The sequence below is a fragment of the Kordia sp. E genome (assembly GCF_056033805.1).
This window is the reverse complement of record NZ_JBRASR010000001.1, coordinates 387,648-407,169: the sequence shown is the minus strand read 5'-3', so window position 1 is coordinate 407,169 and position 19,522 is coordinate 387,648. Positions and strand designations below refer to the sequence as shown.

Sequence of the window (19,522 nt, the reverse complement as noted above, 5' to 3'; positions counted from 1 at the left end):
AAAATATTTAATGAATAAACAGCACATTATATTATTCATATTTTTTTTGCTAACATTAAATTGTTTTGGACAAAATGTGCAAATAACTGATAGTTTACTAAAGCTACTTGAAAATGAAAAATTATCTAAACAGGAACAGGTTGGCATATTAATAAAAATTGCTTCCAACCATCCTAAACTAGACGAAGCATCTTATTATGCGAAACAATCTTTAGAAATAGCTGCCGAAATTAATGATCCAGTTTTACAAGGACAGGCTTGGGAAGAAATAGGTGCTATTGAACAACAATTGGGAAATAAAAATTCGTCTTTAAAAGCTGCGTTTAAGGCGTTACAGATATATGATTCGTTAGATTTAAAACAAAATCAAGGAGCTCCGTATACTCAAATAGGAAGTCATTATGTTAGAGAAACTGATTACATAGCTGGAATAAAATATTTTAAAAGGGCTAAAAAAGTATATGAAGAAGCTGAAGATAGTCTATACTTAGCATTAGTACTTATTAACTTAGGAGAAGCATATCGCTTATCTGATAATTTAGAAGGCGCCATAGAATCGAATATAAAAGTTTTGCAATTGAGCAAATCGTTTAAAGATGACGCAATAAAAGGATATGCTTTAGGAAATCTGGGAATGGTATATGCAAAGCAAAATAAATTGACGGAAGCAAAAAATAATTTGAAAGAAGCAATCACAATTCTTGCGAAATTAGAAGATGCAAATTCAACTTCTGTATATATAGCGGAATTAGGAAACTTATATAAAAATGAGGGTAATATACAATTGGCAGAAATACAATTTTTAGCAGCCTTTGCAATGGCAAAAGAAGCTGGTTTAAAAGAGCAAATCAGAGATTTTAGTGCATCGCTAACCAATTTGTATGAAAATTCAAATCGATATTCGGAAGCATTAGCCTATCAAAAAATATATCAGCAATATCAAGATAGTTTAGTCAATAAAGAAAATATTCAAAAGAATGAGCAAATTAAAGCTGATTATGAAGTATCAAAACGAGAATCGGAAATAAACATATTAAACATTACGAATGCAAATCAAAAAAGGTGGGTAATTGCTTTAATTTCTGGATTTGTAGTCTTATTATTTTTGGCTTATTTATTATATCGAATCAATCAAAAAGTAAAGAAAACCAATACAGTATTATCCGATCAAAAAGAACTGATTAGCAAACGTGAACAAGAAAAAGCATTGTTGTTACAGGAGTTAAATCATAGAGTGAAAAATAACCTGCAAATGATTGCAAGTTTGCTCAATTTGCAAAGTAGAGAATTGACAAATCATCCAGCACAAGAAGCTATTTTGTCAGGAAAACATAGAGTAGAAGCGCTATCCTTGGTGCATCGTAAATTGTATCAAGAAGGTGTTGATACGAAAATTCCACTCAAAGATTACATTCAAGAGTTAGTGTTAGGATTGTTTGAAGCTTACAACACGAAGTTTGAACCAAGTTTTTCTATTGCAGATATTAGTATTGGAATTGATATAGCAATTCCATTGGCATTAATCATCAATGAAATGGTGATTAATTCATTAAAATACGCTTATAAGGATGTTGAAGATCCGTTATTGAAAATTGTAATCATGCAAGAAACTGCGGAAGATTTACACCTTCAAGTGATTGATAATGGAATTGGATTTACAAAAACTGACAATGTAAAAAACAACTCGTTTGGAATCAAGTTAATTACGTCGCTAATTGAGCAATTAGAAGGCTCTATGGAGCGCATCAATACAAAAGGAACACATTGGGAAATGAAAATAAAATTGAATTAATGAGCGCAACTGTAAAAGTTTTAGTGGTAGAAGACGAAATTATCTTAGCACACGATATTCGTGATCGTTTAACAGATATGACTTATGAAGTTGTCGGAATTGCGCCTTCGGTAGCAAAAGCCGTTACAATTTTGGAAGCACAAAATGATATCGATATTATAATGATTGATATTATTTTAAAAGGTGATAAAGATGGAATTGAATTGGCAAAAATTGTCAATGAAAAGTATCATATTCCGTTTATATTTTTAACATCACATGCAGACACTTCATTAGTTGAACGTGCCAAAAAAGTGCATCCGTATGCTTATATTTTAAAACCTTTCAATGATCGACAAGTAAAAATTGCAATTGAATTAGCGTTGATGAATTTTTCTAACAAAACACCAGGGAAAGATGTGTTTGAAAGTCAAGAATCAGATGCTGAAGCTTCACAAGTATTGCAAATCAAAGACAGTTTGTTCTTAAAAAAGAATCATCACTTTGAGCGTGTTCCGTTGGCGGAAATACTATTCATTGAAGCCGATAATAACTATTGTACTATTTATACAAAATCGGATCGTTTTGTATATGCTGTTGTCATGAAAAAAGTAGAACTGCAATTGCCAACGGCAAACTTCATTCGAACACATCGAAGTTACATTGTTAATGTTAGTCAAGTTTCAGGGTTTGAAGGAAACATGTTGTATGTAGGGACGCATAAAATTCCTGTAAGTAAATCGCAAAAAGAACAGGTTTTTAAATTGTTCAGAACAATTTAATTCAGAAAATATAAAACGTTCACGTGAAGATTTAAGTGAATGTTTTATAAATGTTATTTTGAATTTTCGAATTACTTTTTACTTATCAATCTTTGAAATTCTATCACTGTAACAATCATCAATGCCAGATTTAAAATGACTGCAAAAATATGATTCCAAGGTGTAGTTCTTCCCGTAAAGCCAAACCCGAAACTAGAAAGTAATAATATATAAAATGACAAGAGTCCAACGAAAAGGATCACAACATATAAGAACATTAAAATCCAAGTACTCAATTTTATTTTAGAATTGAAATGCCTAAAAATATTAATGAATAGTAAAGTAGAAATTCCAATCAAAGCTCCGTTTTCTATATGATATTCATTTAATACAAAAAAGTCATAAAAAACGACACATAAGAGTAATATTGAGATGGTAATGCTAAGTTGTTTTAGGGAACTATTCATATTAAGATATTACTGCTACTTGTTTTTTGTTTACTTGTACTAAGTTTGATAAAACTAAAAGCCCACCAATTGCTAAAATGGTTCCACCGACAAAAGGAAATCCAGCGCCGACGATATCTGCCATGTTTGAAGAAAATAAAAATGGAAGGCAAAAAAACATGCCAAAAACACCAGTAATAATTGCTGTAAAAGCACCAATTTTTATAAGTTGTTGGGGTTGGAAAAGTGGTTTTGAATTTATAATTGATTGACTAAGTTGTTTTTGTAAATCGTCTAAATTCTTACATGCATACGCTTTAATTGTCCAATTTGACACAGGTATAGTATTTCTACCTTTTTTAAAATCAGTATAGAATGTTTTCCATAAATCTGGCAATAAGAAAACTCCAAAAAGTAAAATTGCAAATGAAGGAATAGAGTAGTTCCCATTTCCAATCATAAAAGCTTGCATGCGAATTTCGCCTTCAGGTGTCATGTCGTAATCAAGTAACACATGTTTTAAATCGTGACTTTCATAATTGGGAACCAAGTTGAGTTGATAATGGTCCAAGCAGTTTGCAATTTCTTTTCCTAATGTTCCATTTTCAAGCTTCCTTAAGGCAATAACTTTATCTTTGTATGGTTTCATATCACTAAATGATTCAATCAGAAAGACTGAAAAATTAAATGATTTCTTAATGATTTTTCGAGCTATTCTTTGGAATATATTCATGGAAATTATACTTTTTTGATGGTAACTAAAGTTAAACGTTTCTTTTCTAAATACTCTTTTTCAAGTGAATTTGTCACTGTTGCTAACGCTAAATCAATATTGATAATTGCCTTTTCTGTATTTTTTATAGCATAATAATAATCAGAAAGTGTTCCGTAATACAAATAACTACGTTGTGCCAAATCGCTTGCTTCCACTTGATCTAAATATTTTTTTGCTGTTGTGAAATCTAAATTCTGCAAGCACACAACTGCCATTGTTACAACATAAATTGGTAAGGGTTGAATGGTATATAAACATGTATACCAATATAAAATTTTGCTCCAATTGGTTTCTTCAAAACTTGCCGCACGCAAATGTTCGGCAGCAATTGCAGCTTCATAGTGATAGCATGAATATTCCGGATCTGTAACAGCTTTATTCATCATTGTGTTTCCTAATTCAATCAATGGAAAATGCCACAAACTTCGATCTTGGTTTTTTAAATCGAGAAGTTCATTAGAAGCATTTGTTTTTGCTTCTAATCGTGCAGAATGAAAACACATTAACGCAAATAATGCATATGCTGCAGAAGTTCGTGTATGTGTGTTTTTGAGTAACATTTTACACAATCGCATGGCTTCTCCGCACAACTCTTTTCGAATTAAATTTTCTTTTGTGTTGGAATGAAAACCTTCATTAAAAATTAAATACAAAACTTCCATCACGCTTTCCAATCGTTGTGGAAGCGCATTTCCTTGCGGAATATGAAATTTTATAGTTGATGATTTGATTGTTTTTCGAGCGCGTAACAATCGTTTTTTTATGGTTTCTTCTTTTGTCAATAAAGCAGAAGAAATCTCTTTAATGCTAAAACCTGAAACCGTTTTTAAGGCAAACGAAATTCTGTCTCTTGGATCTAAATTAGGATGACACGCGGTGAAAATCATGCGCAATTGTGCATCTTCAATTTCAGTGTCCAAGAATAGTTCATTCACGGCAATAAAATCGCGACTTTGCTGTAACTGTGGTAAATTGTTTTTTTCAGTTTTGAGTTTTCTGAAGATATCTAAAACTCTATTTTTAGCTGCTTGTGTAAGCCAAGCTTCTGGATGTTGAGGTTGTTGTTTTCGCCAAGAAATACTGGCTTTGATAAATGTATCTTGAACAGCATCTTCTATAACATCAAGATGCGATAGTCCGAAAATACGCGTAAGTACAGAGACCATTTTTCCACTGTGATAGCGGAATAAATGGTCTATGAGTTTTGATTCCATTAGTCGCGATCTTCAAAAACAGTTACTTCTCTAATTTCTACTGTTCCACCTAAATCGTAATCTGGAAAATCTTGTGCAATTTCTTGAACCGCATCAAAATCTTTGGCAACTACTAAGTAATAACCACCAATAATTTCTTTTACTTCAGCAGAAGAAAGATCGGTTACGGTACGATTTTCGCCAACAATTCTACGAATTTGAGGATTCAATGCATTTCCTCCACGCAAAACTCCTGCTTGTTCCATTTTGCCTCCCCAAGCAAACCACTTTCCCATACGGTTCTGTAATTCTTCTGGCGAAAGCCCTAAATCAGCATAATCTGCTCCGACGAAAATCATCATAAATTCTTTCATAAGTATATATTTTTTATAGTTATACCTCTAAGACGTTTTTCAAAAGACAAAAGAGGACACTTTTTTTAATTATTTTATTGCAAAGGTTGAATGTCGGTTGGAACTTGATCAATATTAATTTCAAAATGTAAACTTTGATTTTCTTTAATCCCTTTTGTGATTGCAGAAATCTTCATATTTAATGTGTCAAGTGAACCTGTTGTATTTCGTTTGATATATCCTTGATTATCATTCACTAAATCATAAATATCCAATTGTAAACCACTGTAATAATTGTATTTAGCTAAATTGTTTTTGATATTATCTTTTGTAGCGAATACATTTGGCAAAATTCCAAAAAGTGTAGAACAGAAAAAGACACCTATAAAAGTAGCTTTTAAATAGAAGTTATTGGTGTTGTCCCAACCTCCTTTTAAGACTAAGAAACCTAATATTCCAGAAAGCACAGAAAAGAAGGTGAAAAAGCCTGAAAATGTATAATTATATGCGCTATATGTTTTAAAAATATATAAGTATGATTCTTTAATGTCAGCAATCATGAGAAATTGTTCTTTTAATTGCGCAACTTCACGAAGGTTACTTGTAGTAGTGTCTAGCGCCTTTTGAATCGTGCCATCTCGTTTTTCAAAATAAGTTACCATAGTTTCAGCTGCAGTATCATACAAACGAATGGTTATAATAAAGGCAATGAGCACAATTAATGTAACCAAGACAACATATCCTATTTTTAGGATATCTCCTTTAATTATTTTCTTTAAAAAACTAGATGTTTCTGGTTGTTCATTTTCCATAATAAAATATATAGGTTTAATTTAAGTTGGCTACTCAATTATATATTAGGCGGAATTTTACATGTACAAAGGTTATAAGTTTCTAAAATATAGAACTTCAACGTAAAAATCTAATGATTCCTGAAAATCATACTGAAATTGTCCGATTTTTTGCTTTATGAATGATCTCGGACATTAAAACAGACAAGATCAAGTACACTTGTTTCATATTAATTTTAAATCGATTCTTATGAAACCATTCGCAACACTACTACAATTATGTTTGCTAACGACTATAGTTCCTTTTATACTATATGCTCAAAATGATAGCATACCGAATGTTAAAAAGCAAAAACTATATTTTGCAACACATCTTTTTGTTGGTCAAGGTTTTTCCAACGGTTATAAACCTGAAGGTACTTTTAGTGCCAATGTGCAATTTCAAGGACAAGAACGCTTTGGTTTTGGATTTGATGTAACAATTATAAGCCCTAGAAGTGCTAATTTTACTGAAAACCCATCATCAAGTATGATTATAAATTATACGGAAGGCGTTGATGAACTTTACGATAAGGTGAATTCAAATGGGTTTCCTACCCAAGATCGTTTTAGAGCATATAGCTTTTATCTATCGAAAGGAATTAAGCCAACAAATAGATTTGTAATTGATTTTCAAGCGGGTTTTTCATTATATCAAATGAAGCGAAACACCTATATATATACTTATCAGCCTAGAACTTCAGGAAGTCTTTTCAGTTCAGGTGATGCACCTCGTGTAAATACAAGTAAAATTCCAGGTTCTAGTACGCTAGATGTAGGTCTTTATTTTAGAGTGAATGGAATTGTGCGACTTCGAAAACGAACAGTCTTAGCACTTTCTCCTTTTGCACAATTAAATGGAAAACAATCCTTTTATGGAATACAACTCGGAATAACTTTCGGAAGAAAATATAAATTGAATATACTTAAGTAAGAATCCGTTGTTCTTTAACATAATCGTCAAACGCAATAGTTTTTTGTTAATAGTGGTTAATGAAAATAGTTCATTTTCAATCACTTATGAGTTTATTCGATCTCTATTACTTGGTGTAATTGTAGAATCGTTTTACGAACTCTCTTTCCTTGAAAATATAAAAGTGACAACAATGGAACCGAAACTATCGCGCAAGCGTATATTCATAATCATTTCAAATTAGCTTGTTAAAGGTTCAATTTCGAGCAGCATAAAATATTTTTGTTTAATATTTTTGTATATTTGTTAAACAAAATAGAATATGAAGAAAACACACTTACCATCTAAAGTCTGTAAAGTTTGCCAACGACCTTTTAATTGGCGTAAAAAATGGGAGCGTGTTTGGGATGAAGTTCAATACTGTAGTGAACGTTGTCGCAGAAACAAAAATAAGCAGCATGACTAACACAGGATTGGTTTGGTTTAGAAATGATTTGCGTACACACGATCAAACTTCTTTGGTAAAAGCCACTAAAGAAAATAATTTTGTGATAGCTATCTACTGTTTTGACCCACATCATTTTGAAAAAGATCGGTTTGGGTTTGTGAAAACAGATAAGTATCGTGCGCAGTTTTTGATTGAAACGGTTGATGCTTTACAGCAAGAATTAAACGACTTGAATATTACATTATTTGTCCATGTTGGAAAGCCAGAAGAAGTCATTTCTGAATATGTAAAAATTCATAAAGTAACTTCTGTGTATTTGCAAAAAGAATGGACTTCTGAAGAAATATGTGTGCTTAAAAAAGTAAAAAAAGTTGTTTCTGATGATGTGAATTGGGTTGAAAGTTATGATCAATTTTTATATCATCCAGAAGATATTCCATATGAAATTAGTAAAATACCACAAGTCTTTACAGGGTTTCGGAAACAGTGTGAAAAATATGCAAGTATTCGTGAAATAGAGACGATTTCTGGAATGCCAGAAAAAAATAGAGTAGACCATCTCACGAAAGTGCCAAGTTTACAAATGTTAGGTTTAGAAGAATTTGAACAAGATACACGAACCGCTTTTCCTTTTAAAGGTGGCGAAAAAGAAGGTTTGGAGCGTTTAAGAAATTACAGTTTTGAAACCAAAAAGTTATCGTACTATAAAAAAACACGCAATGGATTGGTTGGTACAGATTACAGTTCAAAATTTTCAGCTTGGTTAGCAAACGGAAGTTTGTCATCACGCATGATTTATCATGAAGTCAAAAAATATGAGTCACAAATCATCAAAAACCAATCAACTTATTGGTTGATTTTTGAATTGATTTGGCGCGACTTTTTTAAATATATCTCCCTTAAGTATAGAAACGATATTTTCAAGCTAGAAGGTATTTTGCAGCGGCAACACGATTGGAATCGAGATGAAAAATTAATTCAGCAATGGATTGATGGTGAAACTGCTGAACCTTTCGTAAACGCAAATATGCTTGAACTAAAACACACAGGCTGGATGAGCAATCGCGGACGCCAAAATGTAGCTTCTTATTTTGCTAAAACGTTAAAATTAGATTGGCGAATTGGCGCTGCATATTTTGAGTCCATGTTGCTCGACTATGATGTACATAGTAACTACGGAAATTGGTTGTATGTTTCAGGTGTTGGAAATGATCCGAGGAATAGAACCTTTAATGTAAAGTTGCAAGCAGAACGTTATGATGCAAATAACAAGTTTCAAAATTTGTGGCTGCAAACAAGTTTATTTTAAATGAAATATTGACAATTGAATACATGAAAACACTTCGACTTATACTTGGCGATCAACTAAATTACGAACATTCTTGGTATGCAACTGCGAATGATGATGTTGTATATTTCATGGCTGAAATGAAGCAAGAAACGAGCTATGTAAAACATCACATTCAAAAAGTAGTAGCGTTTTTTAAAAGTATGCGTTCGTTTTCAAGTTGGCTTGAAAGTGAACATCATAAAGTTGTGTATTATACATTTGATACAGAAAAGAATCAACATGGTTTGAGTACGAATTTAAAACAACTTATTCAAGAATATAACATAGAAAAGTTTGAATATCAATTGCCTGACGAGTATCGATTGGATGAACAACTAAACAACTTTTGCAAAGAAATTGATATTGAAAGTGAAGCTGTTGATACGGAACATTTTTTAACATCACGAACTGATTTTGCAGATTTCTTCAAAGGGAAAAAGCAAATGGTCATGGAATATTTTTATCGCGATATGCGAAAGAAATATGATATAATGATGATCAATGCTAAAAACCCAGAAGGAGGAAAGTGGAATTTTGATCATAGCAATCGTAAAAAGTGGAAAGGTTCACCTGAAATTCCAGCAATAAAACAAGTTGAAAATTCAGTAGCTGGAATTTATAAAATGATTCAAGAAGCAAAAATTGAAACGATTGGAAGCATTGATGTCGCTAATTTTCATTGGCCAACAAACAGAAAAGCTTGTTTAGAAATATTAGATTATTTCTGTTCAACATTATTGGTGCATTTTGGCGATTATCAAGATGCCATGCACACAGAAGAACGCTTTTTATTTCACAGTCGATTATCATTTGCAATGAATTCAAAAATGCTGCATCCAAGAGAAGTGATTGAAACTGTAATTTCTTATTGGCGATCGAATAAAGAAACCATCAATATTTCTCAAGTTGAAGGTTTTGTGCGACAAATTTTGGGTTGGCGCGAATATATGCGTGGAATGTATTGGAAAGAAATGCCAAATTATAGAACTTTGAATGCATTAAACAATACAAACTCACTTCCTGAGTTCTTTTGGACAGGAAATACGAAGATGAATTGTTTGAAACATGCTATTACACAAAGCTTGGAAAATGCCTATGCACATCACATTCAACGCTTAATGATTACTGGAAATTTTGCATTGTTAACTCAAATGCATCCTGATGCGGTTGATGAATGGTATTTAGGAATTTACATTGATGCGATAGAATGGGTTGAAATTACCAATACACGTGGAATGAGTCAGTTTGCAGATGGTGGATTAGTGGCAACAAAACCATACGTTTCTAGCGGAAGCTATATCAATAAAATGAGTAATTACTGCAAAGGTTGCTCGTATAAAGTATCTAAAAAAACGGAAGAAGATACGTGTCCATTCAATTCGTTATATTGGAACTTCTTAGACGAAAAACGCGAATATTTCAAAGGAAATCAACGTATGTCTATGATGATGAATTTGTTGAATAAAATGGACAATACAAAGTTAACAGCATTAAAAAATAGAGCACAAGCAATCATTGCAAATCCTGATGATTACTAATAGAAAAAGAACAAAACATGCAAGAGCAAGAAGAAGATAAAAAACCAGATAATGTCGTTTTTGACGAAGAAAGCAACAGTTATAATGCTGCATTAATGCCATATGCAACGAATGTAGGCGCGCCAGTAATTACTACGCCAGATACGATTACGTGGAAAAATGTAAATATTGATAAGGTCAATAAGCAAGTCAAAGCGAAATATGATGAACTCAAAGCTGAGTATGATGCGTTGATGGAAAAATTTGAATACAACAATCTAATCTACAGTGCGAAATTTAACTTTGAACCTATTGTTGGAGAAATCTATCATTTATATCGCGATAAAAAACAATTACCCTTTTTGTCTATCATTGGACCAAATCAATGTCGTTTTGATTATGTAGAAAGCTTCCGCTTGAATGCTGATAAAATGTGGGAAGTTGTGAAAGGTTAGTCATATATACTTTCTGAAATAAATAATATTCGTCATTCTGAACTTGATTCAGAATCTCATTACTGTTGTAAAGTTTCTATATCCGAAATTAGTTGTTTCAACTTGTTCGCAATTGAGCCATAACCGGCTTTAAAAGAAATACGATAAAAAACTACTGAAAATAGGGTTGCCAGTGGTACAATAGCAAATAGTAATTCGTTTGGATATGCTAAACTTTCCACACCAAAAATTTCACCAAATGTTTTATTATATTGATTGTAATATGTATAAATTACCATTGGTAATACCAACATTGGCGTGCCAATCCAAAGTAGTTTTGTGATTGAATTTCGACTCGCTAATAAAAGTGTATGTAACGATTTTAAAAAATCATAACAATTCGTTTCTTTTGATGCATTTTCAATAGTCTTAATTTGTTTTTTGATGATAAAATACCAAATAATACACCAAATTGAAGCAATGCTTCCCGACCATAAACTATTGCCAATAGCATAATTCCCGATAAGGAAAACAGCAGACATAATCAATAATACTTTTGGTTCTGTGTTTAGCATTCGCATGAGTTTATCGCCTAAATGTTTCGATTTCTGATTGTATAGGTTTTGAATTTTTGGCGCTACTAATGCTTCCGTATTCATAAATCCTTCTTTCCAAATATGTTCAATTGATTTTTCCATGTAATAATTTTTTAAGCTGTTCTTTAATTCGATTGATGCGTACGCCAATTGTAGTAACCTTCATTCCCATAATGCTTGCTATTTCATCATATGATTTTTCTTCTAAATACAACAAAATAATAGCTCTGTTAATCTCATTTAATTGTTTAATAGCTTTATATAATTCATTCAAAGATTCTTGATCAAAAAATACTTGACTATCTTCCATGACTTCTTTCGGAATTATATCGGAAGCAAACGTATTTCCGTTTTTTTTGTCCTTTTTAAGCAGCGTAAGACATACATTCAACGATATTCTATAAATCCAAGTAGACCAAGCTGATTTCTCATTAAAATTAGTTTTGCTTCGCCAAATCTGTAAACAGACTTCTTGATAATAATCTTCAAAATCTTCTTGAGAATTACTATATGCACGACAAATTTTTATAATAATTGCTGCATGCGGAAGAATATGTGATATGTAAAAATCTTGACTCATCTAAAAAGTACGCTTCAAATGGTTTTGTATATATTTTAAAATACGATAACTAAAAAATATACAACAGCATATTGTTACAATACCTACGTTAATTCCATCACTCATAATGATTGGAATTATGTAAAGAAGTATTTTATGAAAAGAAAGATACAATAACATTGTTGAGCTTTTTATGTTGATACAAATGGTGTACACTTCGTTAGTGGCTCAAAATGTCAATTATTACATGGAAGTTTAATTTTTTTCTAAAAAGTATCTTTTTGTGTTTGGATAACTGCGTCTACAGTAGTTTTAAACTCATTAGCTGTATCAAGATGTAAAGCTAATTTTGTAAATGGTTTTTTGATGCCAAATAAACCATGAAGTGCTTGTTCAGTATGTGTTTCAATAATAACATTATGACTTTCCAATTCACCTAATAAAGCAAAACGAAGAATGTCATCTTCTTTTGTAAATGATTTTTTAGAAAGTCGAATTTCTTTGATTTCACTCAAAGGAATTTCTGCTTCATGCATGATTCCGTAACGTAACAATAGCTTATCTTCTGTCACTTCAATTGGTCGTTTCATTAATGATTTTGCAAATCCAAATATTTGCAAACCAGAATAGACACTTAGTAATGTAAGAACCCAAGCAGCAATTGTATTCCATTTGGCTAGCAAGTGATGAATTGGCGTAATTTCTATCGCAACAAGCATTATTAGTACAAATAATAGAGCTACAGAACCACTTTCTTTGTGATAACTAAATTCGTTTTTTGCTAACTTTCTTTTTTTCCAATACACAAAGCCATAATAAAAAACCGAGATTTCTGTTGCAAACGGAACAACAACTGGTTTGGGTAAAATTTCTGTGCATGTCTTTTTTAAAGTTGTAAAAAAATCTAATGAAGTAGCTGTTTGTGTACGATGAAATAAAATAGCTTTTCGAACTTTATAAACTACAAATGAAGCAACACTAATTTCTATGATTGGTAAAAACCACGATTTAAAAATTTGTAAATAATGCTGATTGCTTTCTGGTAAAATATACATTCCGACCAATAAACCTAGAATCATCATTGGAACGATTGTCGTTTTGGGAATGTTTGTTTTTCGAATTAATAAGAAATAAATAAAAGGAATTGTGAGTAATAAATCAAGTGTAATTCCCAACGTGAGTGCATTTGAATCTGCTTGAAAGTAAGATGATTTTACAAAAATAATAAGTGTAACAAGTAGTAGAACTGGAATTCCAAATCGTATTAAGTTGCGGTTGAATAGCGTTGTGTTGGTCATACGTTTCTTTTTTGGCTTCGGTACTAACTGTTAGTGCAAAAATGGGGTTGTATGTTACACAAAATCAGTATTATTTTTTTAAAAAAATCAGCCTTCAATTTCTAGTGAAACTGAAGGCTGTATATTGAACTGTTTTTTAGTATAACTATAAACCTAAACCGCTTAATGCTTGGTCATCAGCTTCATAGTCGTAACATCTCCAAAAACCTGCGCCATCGCCACCATTATAACGCCAAGCAATTTCTTTTGCAGGTGTAATTTCCCAAAACCCGAAATCACCTTCACAAATTAAAGTGTTTCCATTATTTAAGCGTACCGCACCAGATATTTTACTTGAGTATATAGCTGGATTAATATAAGACCATACTAGGTTTGGTTCGTTGTCTGCATCAGGAGTCAGCGTAAAGTTTTGTGGCATTTCCAATTCATAAATCTTTGAAACTCCTTCGGTATTTCCGTTGACATATAATAACATGTTTCCTTCACCAGGAACTCCATTTTCAAGTAAATTTGGGAAATGATTACGATCGCTTCTTACTTCTCCAACTGTATTGTCATATGCTAATGGATTTCCAAAGCGATATAAGATATCTCCACCTCTGCTATAATTTCCGCCACTATTTGTAGCTGCTTCAGCAGATGTAGTACTGTGATCAATTACCCAAACTTCATTAAAAAAGTTTACACTTAAATAAATAACATCTTTGTTTTCATCATAATCGAAACCATTGGCATGCATAATATCTCCATTTGCCTGTAAATTATAATTGATGTGTACCAATTGTGGATTCTGACTTACATTTCCATAATTAGGAAGCATTGGATCTTCGTCTTGGATAATATGGTCAAAACTTCTCCATTCCCAAACGACTGAATTTGTTACTGGATTAATCTCCATTAATTTTTCAGGATAAATATCTCCAGGACTTGTTGAGCCTTGTAATTCCGCAATTGTTTCATCAATACGTTCCCAAACAAGCAATAATATATTTCCATTTGGTAACATTTCAACATCATGATGCAATATAAAGTCAGCATTACTTAGTGTATATTCCCATTCTATATTTCCTTCCAAATCCATAAGTCGTGCAATTCCGGCACTACCACCAAAAATAATCTCAGCATTTTCATCTTTAAAAATCCCTAATAATTTTCCGTTTGGTAAAATTTCTAAATCATTTCCTAATCTATCTGGGAAATTAAATTCGTGTAACTTTTCGCCTGTTTTGTCTAGTAAAAAAGCATGATCCGAACCATTTACAATAGCAAGCGTAAGGTTGTTGTGAATTTTATCAGCTTCATAAATCTCAACTTCATCAGCAAGTACAATAGGATCTGGATCAGGATCTGTACCAGTGGTTGGTGCTAGTATATTGTCATCACCAGAACAGCTTACAAAAGCTAATACACTCGCAAAAAGAAAGTATTTTATGGTTGATTGTAATTTCATAGTCATTTTTTTTATTTTATAAATGTATGGAATTATTGAAGAAATCCCGTTGTAATATAATGGCTTTTCATTTTTGAATCTAAGTAGATTTAAGTTAAGTCAAAATTTTAACAAAAACCTTACTATTTCAGACTGTATTTTTTGTTTTCGGTCTAATGAAAAATTTTAATAATTTGAACCATGTGTAATTATTGAAAGTATTTTACGTTTTATGCGTAAGAATAATTATTTTAGCTAAAATCGTTATTTTACAAATCAATATTTGAAGTATTACCTTGTTTATTAATCAAACCACTACTATTGCTCGCATATTACATTAAAGGATTCCTATACAAAAACACAAGCTTATTTCGTTTTGTGTTATTTCCGAAAAAATTAACTAAAAATCAACGTGCTATACTTGTTGAGGAGCTTTCTTTTTATAATAAGTTAACACCTAAAGAACAATGCATTTTTGAACACAGAGTACTGCGTTTTATAGAATATCATACGTTTGTTGGTAGAGAAGATTTATTTGTTACTGAACGCATGCAATTGTTGATTTCAGCGACAGCTATTATGGTAACATTTGGATTTGATCGTTATTTGCTTTCTAAGTTTGAAACGATTTTAGTATATCCACAAGATTATTTTTCCAATGTAACACAGCAATATCATAAAGGAGAAGCAAATCCGTCATATAAGACAATTGTTTTTTCTTGGGAAGATTTTGAGGAAGGAATTAAAATTGAAGATGACAATCTTAATTTAGGAATTCATGAACTTACACATGCAGTACATTTTAGTTTTCTAACTGAAAAAAGTTATAGTGCAACACATTTCTTGAAACATTACAAGTTGTTATTACGCTCCTTAAAAAATAAAGAAGCTCAAAAACGGTTGATTGAAATGAACTATTTGCGTGATTATGCTTTTGAAAATCAATATGAATTTTTATCTGTATTAGTAGAGCACTTTTTTGAAACTCCTGAAGAATTTCGTGCCAAACTACCTAATATTTACAATCGTGTAAAATTAATGTTGCATATGAATGTCGCTGGCTTTTAAAGCTGAATTAACGGTATTCTAAGACAGCTTTTCGTTCCAATTGTTATTCCTTTATCAGTTTTAATGTTTTGAACTTTTAAAAGCTCTTTTTCACAATCATCACCATTAATAATTTTTAGGCGTTCGTTAATATTTTCTAGAGAAATTCCAGAAGCTTCATTACTTTTTTCTTGTGTATCAGAAATCCCATCACCATTATCTGTAATGCATACATATAGCATTTCGTCTTCTACATCAATTGTGATGTGTAACTCACCTTTTCCAGTTTTCTTTTTACTTTTTAAACCGTGTAAAATTGCATTTTCAATTAATGGTTGTAAAATTAACGGTGGAACTTTTGTGTATTGCAAATCATCTTTCAATAGATTATTGATTTTAATAGAATACAAAAAACCGCGATCAAACAAATCTTTTTGTAATTCAATATAAAGTTTAGAGATTTCAATTTCTTCTTGTAATGTGATCATTTTTGTTTTGGTCGATTTTTGAACCAAACGATACAAATGTGAAAGTCTATTAAGCCAATTAATAGACTGTGCAACATTTCCTTTTGTGATCGAATTACAGATGCTTTGAATCGCATTGTTTATAAAATGAGGATTCATCTGAGAATTCAGAAGATCATATTTTAATGCTAATTCGTGTGTAGACATGTGAAAATAAATTTAAAGGTTTAAAAAATTCTACTACTTTGGGTTTGTTGGCTACTTAATGGGTATATGTAAATGTAGCCTTGTTACACTTGTCAAACAACTGGATGTTGTCTTTATTCATGAATTAATACTCTATTTTCACGGAAAGTAGAAATGCAATTTTTAAAGTAATATATTGATAATTAAGTAATTGAATGTAATGGAGTGTTTTTTGATAAAGTTCTGTCAACTGCCCGAAAATGAGGTGCGTTTTCCGTGAAAACGCAGTATAAATTCATGAATTTCGTGCGCTGACTTCCGTCAAAAAAATAAAAAAAATGCAGATTGATACCTCTTGTGCAGTGAAACATGACAGAATTAAAAGATTATTTTAATCAATAAAGAGCATAAAAAAAGCAGTATTTCACCAATACTGCTTTGTTATTTTTATATAAAATAGAGTTCTTTAAGAAACTATCTTCTTTAAATTTTGAATCGTTTCTGTTGGATTTTCAGACTTAAAAACAAAGCTTCCTGCTACTAAGACATCAGCGCCAGCGTCTACTAAATCTTTTGCATTTTTATCATTCACGCCACCATCAATTTCAATTTCTGTTGAAGCGCCTTTTTCTGTAATTAATGCTTTTAATTTTTTTACTTTGTCATATGTATTCTCAATAAACGATTGTCCACCAAAACCAGGATTCACACTCATAATACACACCAAGTCAATATCGTTAATAACGTCTTCTAACAGGTTTATACTTGTATGAGGATTCAAGGCAACTCCAGCTTTCATTCCAGCAGCTTTAATTGCTTGAAGCGTTCTGTGTAAGTGTGTACATGCTTCGTAATGAACTGTTAATACATTTGCACCTAAATCTGCAAAAGTTTGAATATAACGGTCTGGATCAACGATCATTAAATGTACATCAATCGTTTTTGTAGCATGTTTGCTAATTGCTTTTAAAACAGGCATTCCAAACGAAATATTTGGAACAAAAACGCCGTCCATAATATCAATATGAAACCAATCAGCTTCACTTTGGTTGACCATTTCAATATCACGTTGCAAGTTGGCAAAATCTGCGGCTAGGATAGAAGGCGCAATTCGTTTTGTAGACATAATCTATAATTTGTAGTGTTGTTGTTTGCGCAAAAGTAGTATAAAATAAACGCTCTCGCAATGCGAGAGCGTCATTCATCAATCAAAAAACGAACAGTTATGTTATAAAAACTAAACTGCTGTGCTGTTTTAGGAGATTATCCTAAATATGTTTTTAATATTTTACTACGTGAAGTATGCTTTAAACGACGAATCGCTTTTTCTTTAATTTGACGTACACGCTCACGAGTTAAGTCGAAAGTTTCACCAATTTCTTCCAATGTCATTGGATGTTGGTTTCCTAATCCGAAATACAAACGAATAACATCTGCTTCTCTTGGTGTTAACGTTTCTAATGCACGCTCAATCTCTGTTTTTAAAGACTCATGTAATAACTCTTTATCAGGATTTGGCGATTCACCAGAATTTAATACATCATATAAGTTAGAATCTTCTCCTTCTACAAGTGGCGCATCCATTGATACGTGTCTTCCAGAATTCTTCATCGATTCTTTTACATCATTCACTGTCATGTCTAATTCTTTTGCAATTTCTTCTGCAGAAGGAATACGCTCATGACTTTGTTCTAAATATGCAAAGGTTTTATTAATCTTGTTAATAGAACCAATTTTGTTTAATGGTAAACGAACAATACGTGATTGTTCAGCTAATGCTTGAAGGATAGATTGTCTAATCCACCATACAGCATAAGAAATAAATTTAAAACCACGTGTTTCATCAAAACGTTGAGCGGCTTTAATAAGACCCAAATTCCCTTCATTAATCAAATCAGGAAGTGTTAGTCCTTGATTTTGATATTGCTTTGCAACCGAAACTACGAAACGAAGGTTAGCTTTTGTTAATTTTTCTAGCGCTATTTGATCGCCAGCCTTAATTCTCTGTGCTAATTCTACTTCCTCGTCTGCTGTAATAAGGTCAACTTTACCGATTTCTTGAAGATATTTGTCTAAGGACGCAGTTTCCCTATTGGTAACCTGCTTGGTAATTTTAAGTTGTCTCATGTAATCTACTTGGGATTTTAATCATTGTGCTTACGCTAGTAGTTATACGTATGAAGTCGTTAAAATGTTACAGAAGTTTACAAATTATTTAAAATAAAGTTTACATAAAAGTGTAAATAATTCATAATTAATGAATTACACACCTCTTTTATCACCATAAATATGCACATGTAAGCGATCTGTATAGTTAAATTGATGTTTTTTACAGATTTCAATCAACCATTGTTGCTTTTTTTGCAATGCTTCCGGATTGGTTCCTTCGGGCATTAAATATACTTTTTGATTTGGAATGTTGTAGTTTTTGCAAATTTCTAACACTTCCGTGAGATCGTCCTCAGAGGCAATTACAAACTTAAAAACTGCCTTTTTGTTTGCCGAAAAATAAGTATATGCTTCTGGCTTTTCGCGTAATTTTTTAGGATTGTTTGAGTTTGCCAACTTGGGTGATACATTATATTGATCTATTAAGGATTCAAAAGTTGCATCAGGCAAAAGTGTTCCGTTGGTTTCAATCTCAAAGAAATAATCATCTGCTTTAGTATTGAAAAATTTCATTAAGTCTGACAATTCTTCTAATTGCATCATTGGCTCGCCACCAGTTAAGACAATGTTTTTACAACCACTTTTCGAAACTTCGGCATATATTTCTTCCAGCGTAAGCGAAATAATCATTTCATCCATCTTATACTTTTTATAATCAGGAGCTGCATCTTTTACATGTGCAAAACGTGTTTTTTCCCAGTTCCATGTATAATCTGTATCACACCAAATACAATGTAAGTTGCAAAGCGATGTTCGGATAAACACGCTTGGTTGTCCAATATTTTTTCCTTCTCCTTGTATAGAATGAAAAATTTCGGGCTTCCCGTCAAGATTTGCAATTTTCAATGTTGTCATAAATGATGCTTCAAAAGTAGAATGCAAAATTAAAGTATTCCTACTTGAGAGACAAAACTATATAGAATTGAATCTTAATATGTTAGTTATTTGTGATTATCGCAAAAAATAATTTAGGTATTTGTGTTGTTTCCTTATTTCGATG

At 31.8% G+C, this 19,522-nt stretch carries 21 protein-coding genes; 8 read left to right on the top strand and 13 right to left on the bottom strand.

The window, feature by feature from the left end; all coding sequences use genetic code 11:
* The first annotated feature begins 10 nt into the window (after positions 1-10).
* Positions 11-1,792, top strand: coding sequence for a histidine kinase dimerization/phosphoacceptor domain -containing protein (locus tag ACUUYC_RS01980; protein ID WP_474263260.1), 1,782 nt, complete (start codon positions 11-13; stop codon positions 1,790-1,792).
* Positions 1,792-2,553 carry a LytR/AlgR family response regulator transcription factor gene (locus ACUUYC_RS01975; protein WP_474263258.1) on the top strand — a complete coding sequence of 254 codons (762 nt, stop codon included), beginning with the start codon at positions 1,792-1,794 and terminating at the stop codon, positions 2,551-2,553. Before ACUUYC_RS01980 ends, ACUUYC_RS01975 begins: the two co-directional genes overlap by 1 nt.
* Before the next feature lie 71 nt (positions 2,554-2,624).
* On the opposite strand, the gene ACUUYC_RS01970 is transcribed toward ACUUYC_RS01975, so the two are convergent.
* The 5 genes from ACUUYC_RS01970 to ACUUYC_RS01950 form a co-directional block, all read right to left on the bottom strand.
* Complete coding sequence (locus tag ACUUYC_RS01970) at positions 2,625-2,999, bottom strand: hypothetical protein (protein WP_474263256.1); 375 nt, start codon at positions 2,997-2,999, stop codon at positions 2,625-2,627.
* A gap of 1 nt (position 3,000) precedes the next feature.
* The gene (locus tag ACUUYC_RS01965; protein ID WP_474263254.1) at positions 3,001-3,711 is read right to left on the bottom strand and encodes a hypothetical protein; all 711 of its coding nucleotides are present in this window, start codon (positions 3,709-3,711) and stop codon (positions 3,001-3,003) included.
* Positions 3,712-3,716: 5 nt separating this feature from the next.
* A complete protein-coding gene (locus tag ACUUYC_RS01960; protein WP_474263252.1) occupies positions 3,717-4,967 on the bottom strand; it encodes an RNA polymerase sigma factor in 1,251 nt (416 codons plus the stop codon).
* Complete coding sequence (locus tag ACUUYC_RS01955) at positions 4,967-5,320, bottom strand: YciI family protein (RefSeq protein WP_474263250.1); 354 nt, start codon at positions 5,318-5,320, stop codon at positions 4,967-4,969. Before ACUUYC_RS01955 ends, ACUUYC_RS01960 begins: the two co-directional genes overlap by 1 nt.
* A gap of 74 nt (positions 5,321-5,394) precedes the next feature.
* Positions 5,395-6,111, bottom strand: a complete 717-nt coding sequence (locus tag ACUUYC_RS01950; protein WP_474263247.1) for a hypothetical protein — start codon at positions 6,109-6,111, stop codon at positions 5,395-5,397.
* A 229-nt stretch (positions 6,112-6,340) separates the two neighbouring features.
* On the opposite strand from ACUUYC_RS01950, the gene ACUUYC_RS01945 reads away from it, so the two are divergent.
* The 5 genes from ACUUYC_RS01945 to ACUUYC_RS01925 all read left to right on the top strand — a co-directional run bounded on the left by ACUUYC_RS01945 (position 6,341) and on the right by ACUUYC_RS01925 (position 10,792).
* Entirely contained in the window at positions 6,341-7,063 is a 723-nt protein-coding gene (locus ACUUYC_RS01945) for a hypothetical protein (RefSeq protein ID WP_474263245.1), read from the top strand.
* Between the two features lie 301 nt (positions 7,064-7,364).
* A complete protein-coding gene (locus ACUUYC_RS01940; protein ID WP_474263243.1) occupies positions 7,365-7,508 on the top strand; it encodes a DUF2256 domain-containing protein in 144 nt (47 codons plus the stop codon).
* Positions 7,501-8,799: a DASH family cryptochrome gene (locus ACUUYC_RS01935; RefSeq protein ID WP_474263241.1), complete on the top strand. Its 1,299-nt coding sequence runs from the start codon at positions 7,501-7,503 to the stop codon at positions 8,797-8,799. Before ACUUYC_RS01940 ends, ACUUYC_RS01935 begins: the two co-directional genes overlap by 8 nt.
* A 23-nt stretch (positions 8,800-8,822) precedes the next feature.
* Positions 8,823-10,358, top strand: a complete 1,536-nt coding sequence (locus tag ACUUYC_RS01930; RefSeq protein WP_474263239.1) for a cryptochrome/photolyase family protein — start codon at positions 8,823-8,825, stop codon at positions 10,356-10,358.
* A 17-nt stretch (positions 10,359-10,375) separates the two neighbouring features.
* The gene (locus tag ACUUYC_RS01925) at positions 10,376-10,792 is read left to right on the top strand and encodes a DUF2452 domain-containing protein (protein ID WP_474263237.1); all 417 of its coding nucleotides are present in this window, start codon (positions 10,376-10,378) and stop codon (positions 10,790-10,792) included.
* Positions 10,793-10,851: 59 nt separating this feature from the next.
* Here the strand turns inward: ACUUYC_RS01925 and ACUUYC_RS01920 are convergent, their stop codons facing one another.
* The 4 genes from ACUUYC_RS01920 to ACUUYC_RS01905 all read right to left on the bottom strand — a co-directional run bounded on the left by ACUUYC_RS01920 (position 10,852) and on the right by ACUUYC_RS01905 (position 14,674).
* Positions 10,852-11,469, bottom strand: a complete 618-nt coding sequence (locus tag ACUUYC_RS01920; protein WP_474263235.1) for a hypothetical protein — start codon at positions 11,467-11,469, stop codon at positions 10,852-10,854.
* Positions 11,453-11,947, bottom strand: coding sequence for an RNA polymerase sigma factor (locus ACUUYC_RS01915; RefSeq protein ID WP_474263233.1), 495 nt, complete (start codon positions 11,945-11,947; stop codon positions 11,453-11,455). Before ACUUYC_RS01915 ends, ACUUYC_RS01920 begins: the two co-directional genes overlap by 17 nt.
* Positions 11,948-12,192: 245 nt before the next feature.
* A complete protein-coding gene (locus tag ACUUYC_RS01910) occupies positions 12,193-13,224 on the bottom strand; it encodes a hypothetical protein (protein WP_474263231.1) in 1,032 nt (343 codons plus the stop codon).
* A 145-nt stretch (positions 13,225-13,369) separates the two neighbouring features.
* A complete protein-coding gene (locus ACUUYC_RS01905) occupies positions 13,370-14,674 on the bottom strand; it encodes an aryl-sulfate sulfotransferase (RefSeq protein ID WP_474263229.1) in 1,305 nt (434 codons plus the stop codon).
* A gap of 300 nt (positions 14,675-14,974) precedes the next feature.
* Here ACUUYC_RS01905 and ACUUYC_RS01900 point away from each other — a divergent pair, with 300 nt between their 5' ends.
* Complete coding sequence (locus tag ACUUYC_RS01900; RefSeq protein ID WP_474263227.1) at positions 14,975-15,721, top strand: zinc-dependent peptidase; 747 nt, start codon at positions 14,975-14,977, stop codon at positions 15,719-15,721.
* On the opposite strand, the gene ACUUYC_RS01895 is transcribed toward ACUUYC_RS01900, so the two are convergent.
* From ACUUYC_RS01895 to ACUUYC_RS01880, 4 genes are all read right to left on the bottom strand, one after another.
* Entirely contained in the window at positions 15,718-16,374 is a 657-nt protein-coding gene (locus ACUUYC_RS01895) for a sensor histidine kinase (protein ID WP_474263225.1), read from the bottom strand. The genes ACUUYC_RS01900 and ACUUYC_RS01895 overlap by 4 nt on opposite strands.
* Positions 16,375-16,819: 445 nt before the next feature.
* Positions 16,820-17,479: a ribulose-phosphate 3-epimerase gene (rpe, locus tag ACUUYC_RS01890; RefSeq protein WP_474263223.1), complete on the bottom strand. Its 660-nt coding sequence runs from the start codon at positions 17,477-17,479 to the stop codon at positions 16,820-16,822.
* 137 nt (positions 17,480-17,616) lie between these two features.
* Positions 17,617-18,480, bottom strand: coding sequence for a sigma-70 family RNA polymerase sigma factor (locus tag ACUUYC_RS01885; protein ID WP_007096854.1), 864 nt, complete (start codon positions 18,478-18,480; stop codon positions 17,617-17,619).
* Positions 18,481-18,615: 135 nt separating this feature from the next.
* On the bottom strand, positions 18,616-19,377 hold the full coding sequence (locus tag ACUUYC_RS01880; RefSeq protein WP_474263220.1) for a 7-carboxy-7-deazaguanine synthase QueE: 762 nt from the start codon (positions 19,375-19,377) through the stop codon (positions 18,616-18,618).
* Positions 19,378-19,522: the final 145 nt, after the last annotated feature.

Excerpts from the sequence above, each read along its gene's own strand:
- ACUUYC_RS01980 (WP_474263260.1), top strand. The coding sequence starts at position 11 with ATGAATAAACAGCACATTATATTATTCATATTTTTTTTGCTAACATTA.
- ACUUYC_RS01975 (WP_474263258.1), top strand. The coding sequence starts at position 1,792 with ATGAGCGCAACTGTAAAAGTTTTAGTGGTAGAAGACGAAATTATCTTA.
- ACUUYC_RS01970 (WP_474263256.1), bottom strand. The coding sequence starts at position 2,999 with ATGAATAGTTCCCTAAAACAACTTAGCATTACCATCTCAATATTACTC.
- ACUUYC_RS01965 (WP_474263254.1), bottom strand. The coding sequence starts at position 3,711 with ATGAATATATTCCAAAGAATAGCTCGAAAAATCATTAAGAAATCATTT.
- ACUUYC_RS01960 (WP_474263252.1), bottom strand. The coding sequence starts at position 4,967 with ATGGAATCAAAACTCATAGACCATTTATTCCGCTATCACAGTGGAAAA.
- ACUUYC_RS01955 (WP_474263250.1), bottom strand. The coding sequence starts at position 5,320 with ATGAAAGAATTTATGATGATTTTCGTCGGAGCAGATTATGCTGATTTA.
- ACUUYC_RS01950 (WP_474263247.1), bottom strand. The coding sequence starts at position 6,111 with ATGGAAAATGAACAACCAGAAACATCTAGTTTTTTAAAGAAAATAATT.
- ACUUYC_RS01945 (WP_474263245.1), top strand. The coding sequence starts at position 6,341 with ATGAAACCATTCGCAACACTACTACAATTATGTTTGCTAACGACTATA.
- ACUUYC_RS01940 (WP_474263243.1), top strand. The coding sequence starts at position 7,365 with ATGAAGAAAACACACTTACCATCTAAAGTCTGTAAAGTTTGCCAACGA.
- ACUUYC_RS01935 (WP_474263241.1), top strand. The coding sequence starts at position 7,501 with ATGACTAACACAGGATTGGTTTGGTTTAGAAATGATTTGCGTACACAC.
- ACUUYC_RS01930 (WP_474263239.1), top strand. The coding sequence starts at position 8,823 with ATGAAAACACTTCGACTTATACTTGGCGATCAACTAAATTACGAACAT.
- ACUUYC_RS01925 (WP_474263237.1), top strand. The coding sequence starts at position 10,376 with ATGCAAGAGCAAGAAGAAGATAAAAAACCAGATAATGTCGTTTTTGAC.
- ACUUYC_RS01920 (WP_474263235.1), bottom strand. The coding sequence starts at position 11,469 with ATGGAAAAATCAATTGAACATATTTGGAAAGAAGGATTTATGAATACG.
- ACUUYC_RS01915 (WP_474263233.1), bottom strand. The coding sequence starts at position 11,947 with ATGAGTCAAGATTTTTACATATCACATATTCTTCCGCATGCAGCAATT.
- ACUUYC_RS01910 (WP_474263231.1), bottom strand. The coding sequence starts at position 13,224 with ATGACCAACACAACGCTATTCAACCGCAACTTAATACGATTTGGAATT.
- ACUUYC_RS01905 (WP_474263229.1), bottom strand. The coding sequence starts at position 14,674 with ATGAAATTACAATCAACCATAAAATACTTTCTTTTTGCGAGTGTATTA.
- ACUUYC_RS01895 (WP_474263225.1), bottom strand. The coding sequence starts at position 16,374 with ATGTCTACACACGAATTAGCATTAAAATATGATCTTCTGAATTCTCAG.
- rpe (WP_474263223.1), bottom strand. The coding sequence starts at position 17,479 with ATGTCTACAAAACGAATTGCGCCTTCTATCCTAGCCGCAGATTTTGCC.
- ACUUYC_RS01885 (WP_007096854.1), bottom strand. The coding sequence starts at position 18,480 with ATGAGACAACTTAAAATTACCAAGCAGGTTACCAATAGGGAAACTGCG.
- ACUUYC_RS01880 (WP_474263220.1), bottom strand. The coding sequence starts at position 19,377 with ATGACAACATTGAAAATTGCAAATCTTGACGGGAAGCCCGAAATTTTT.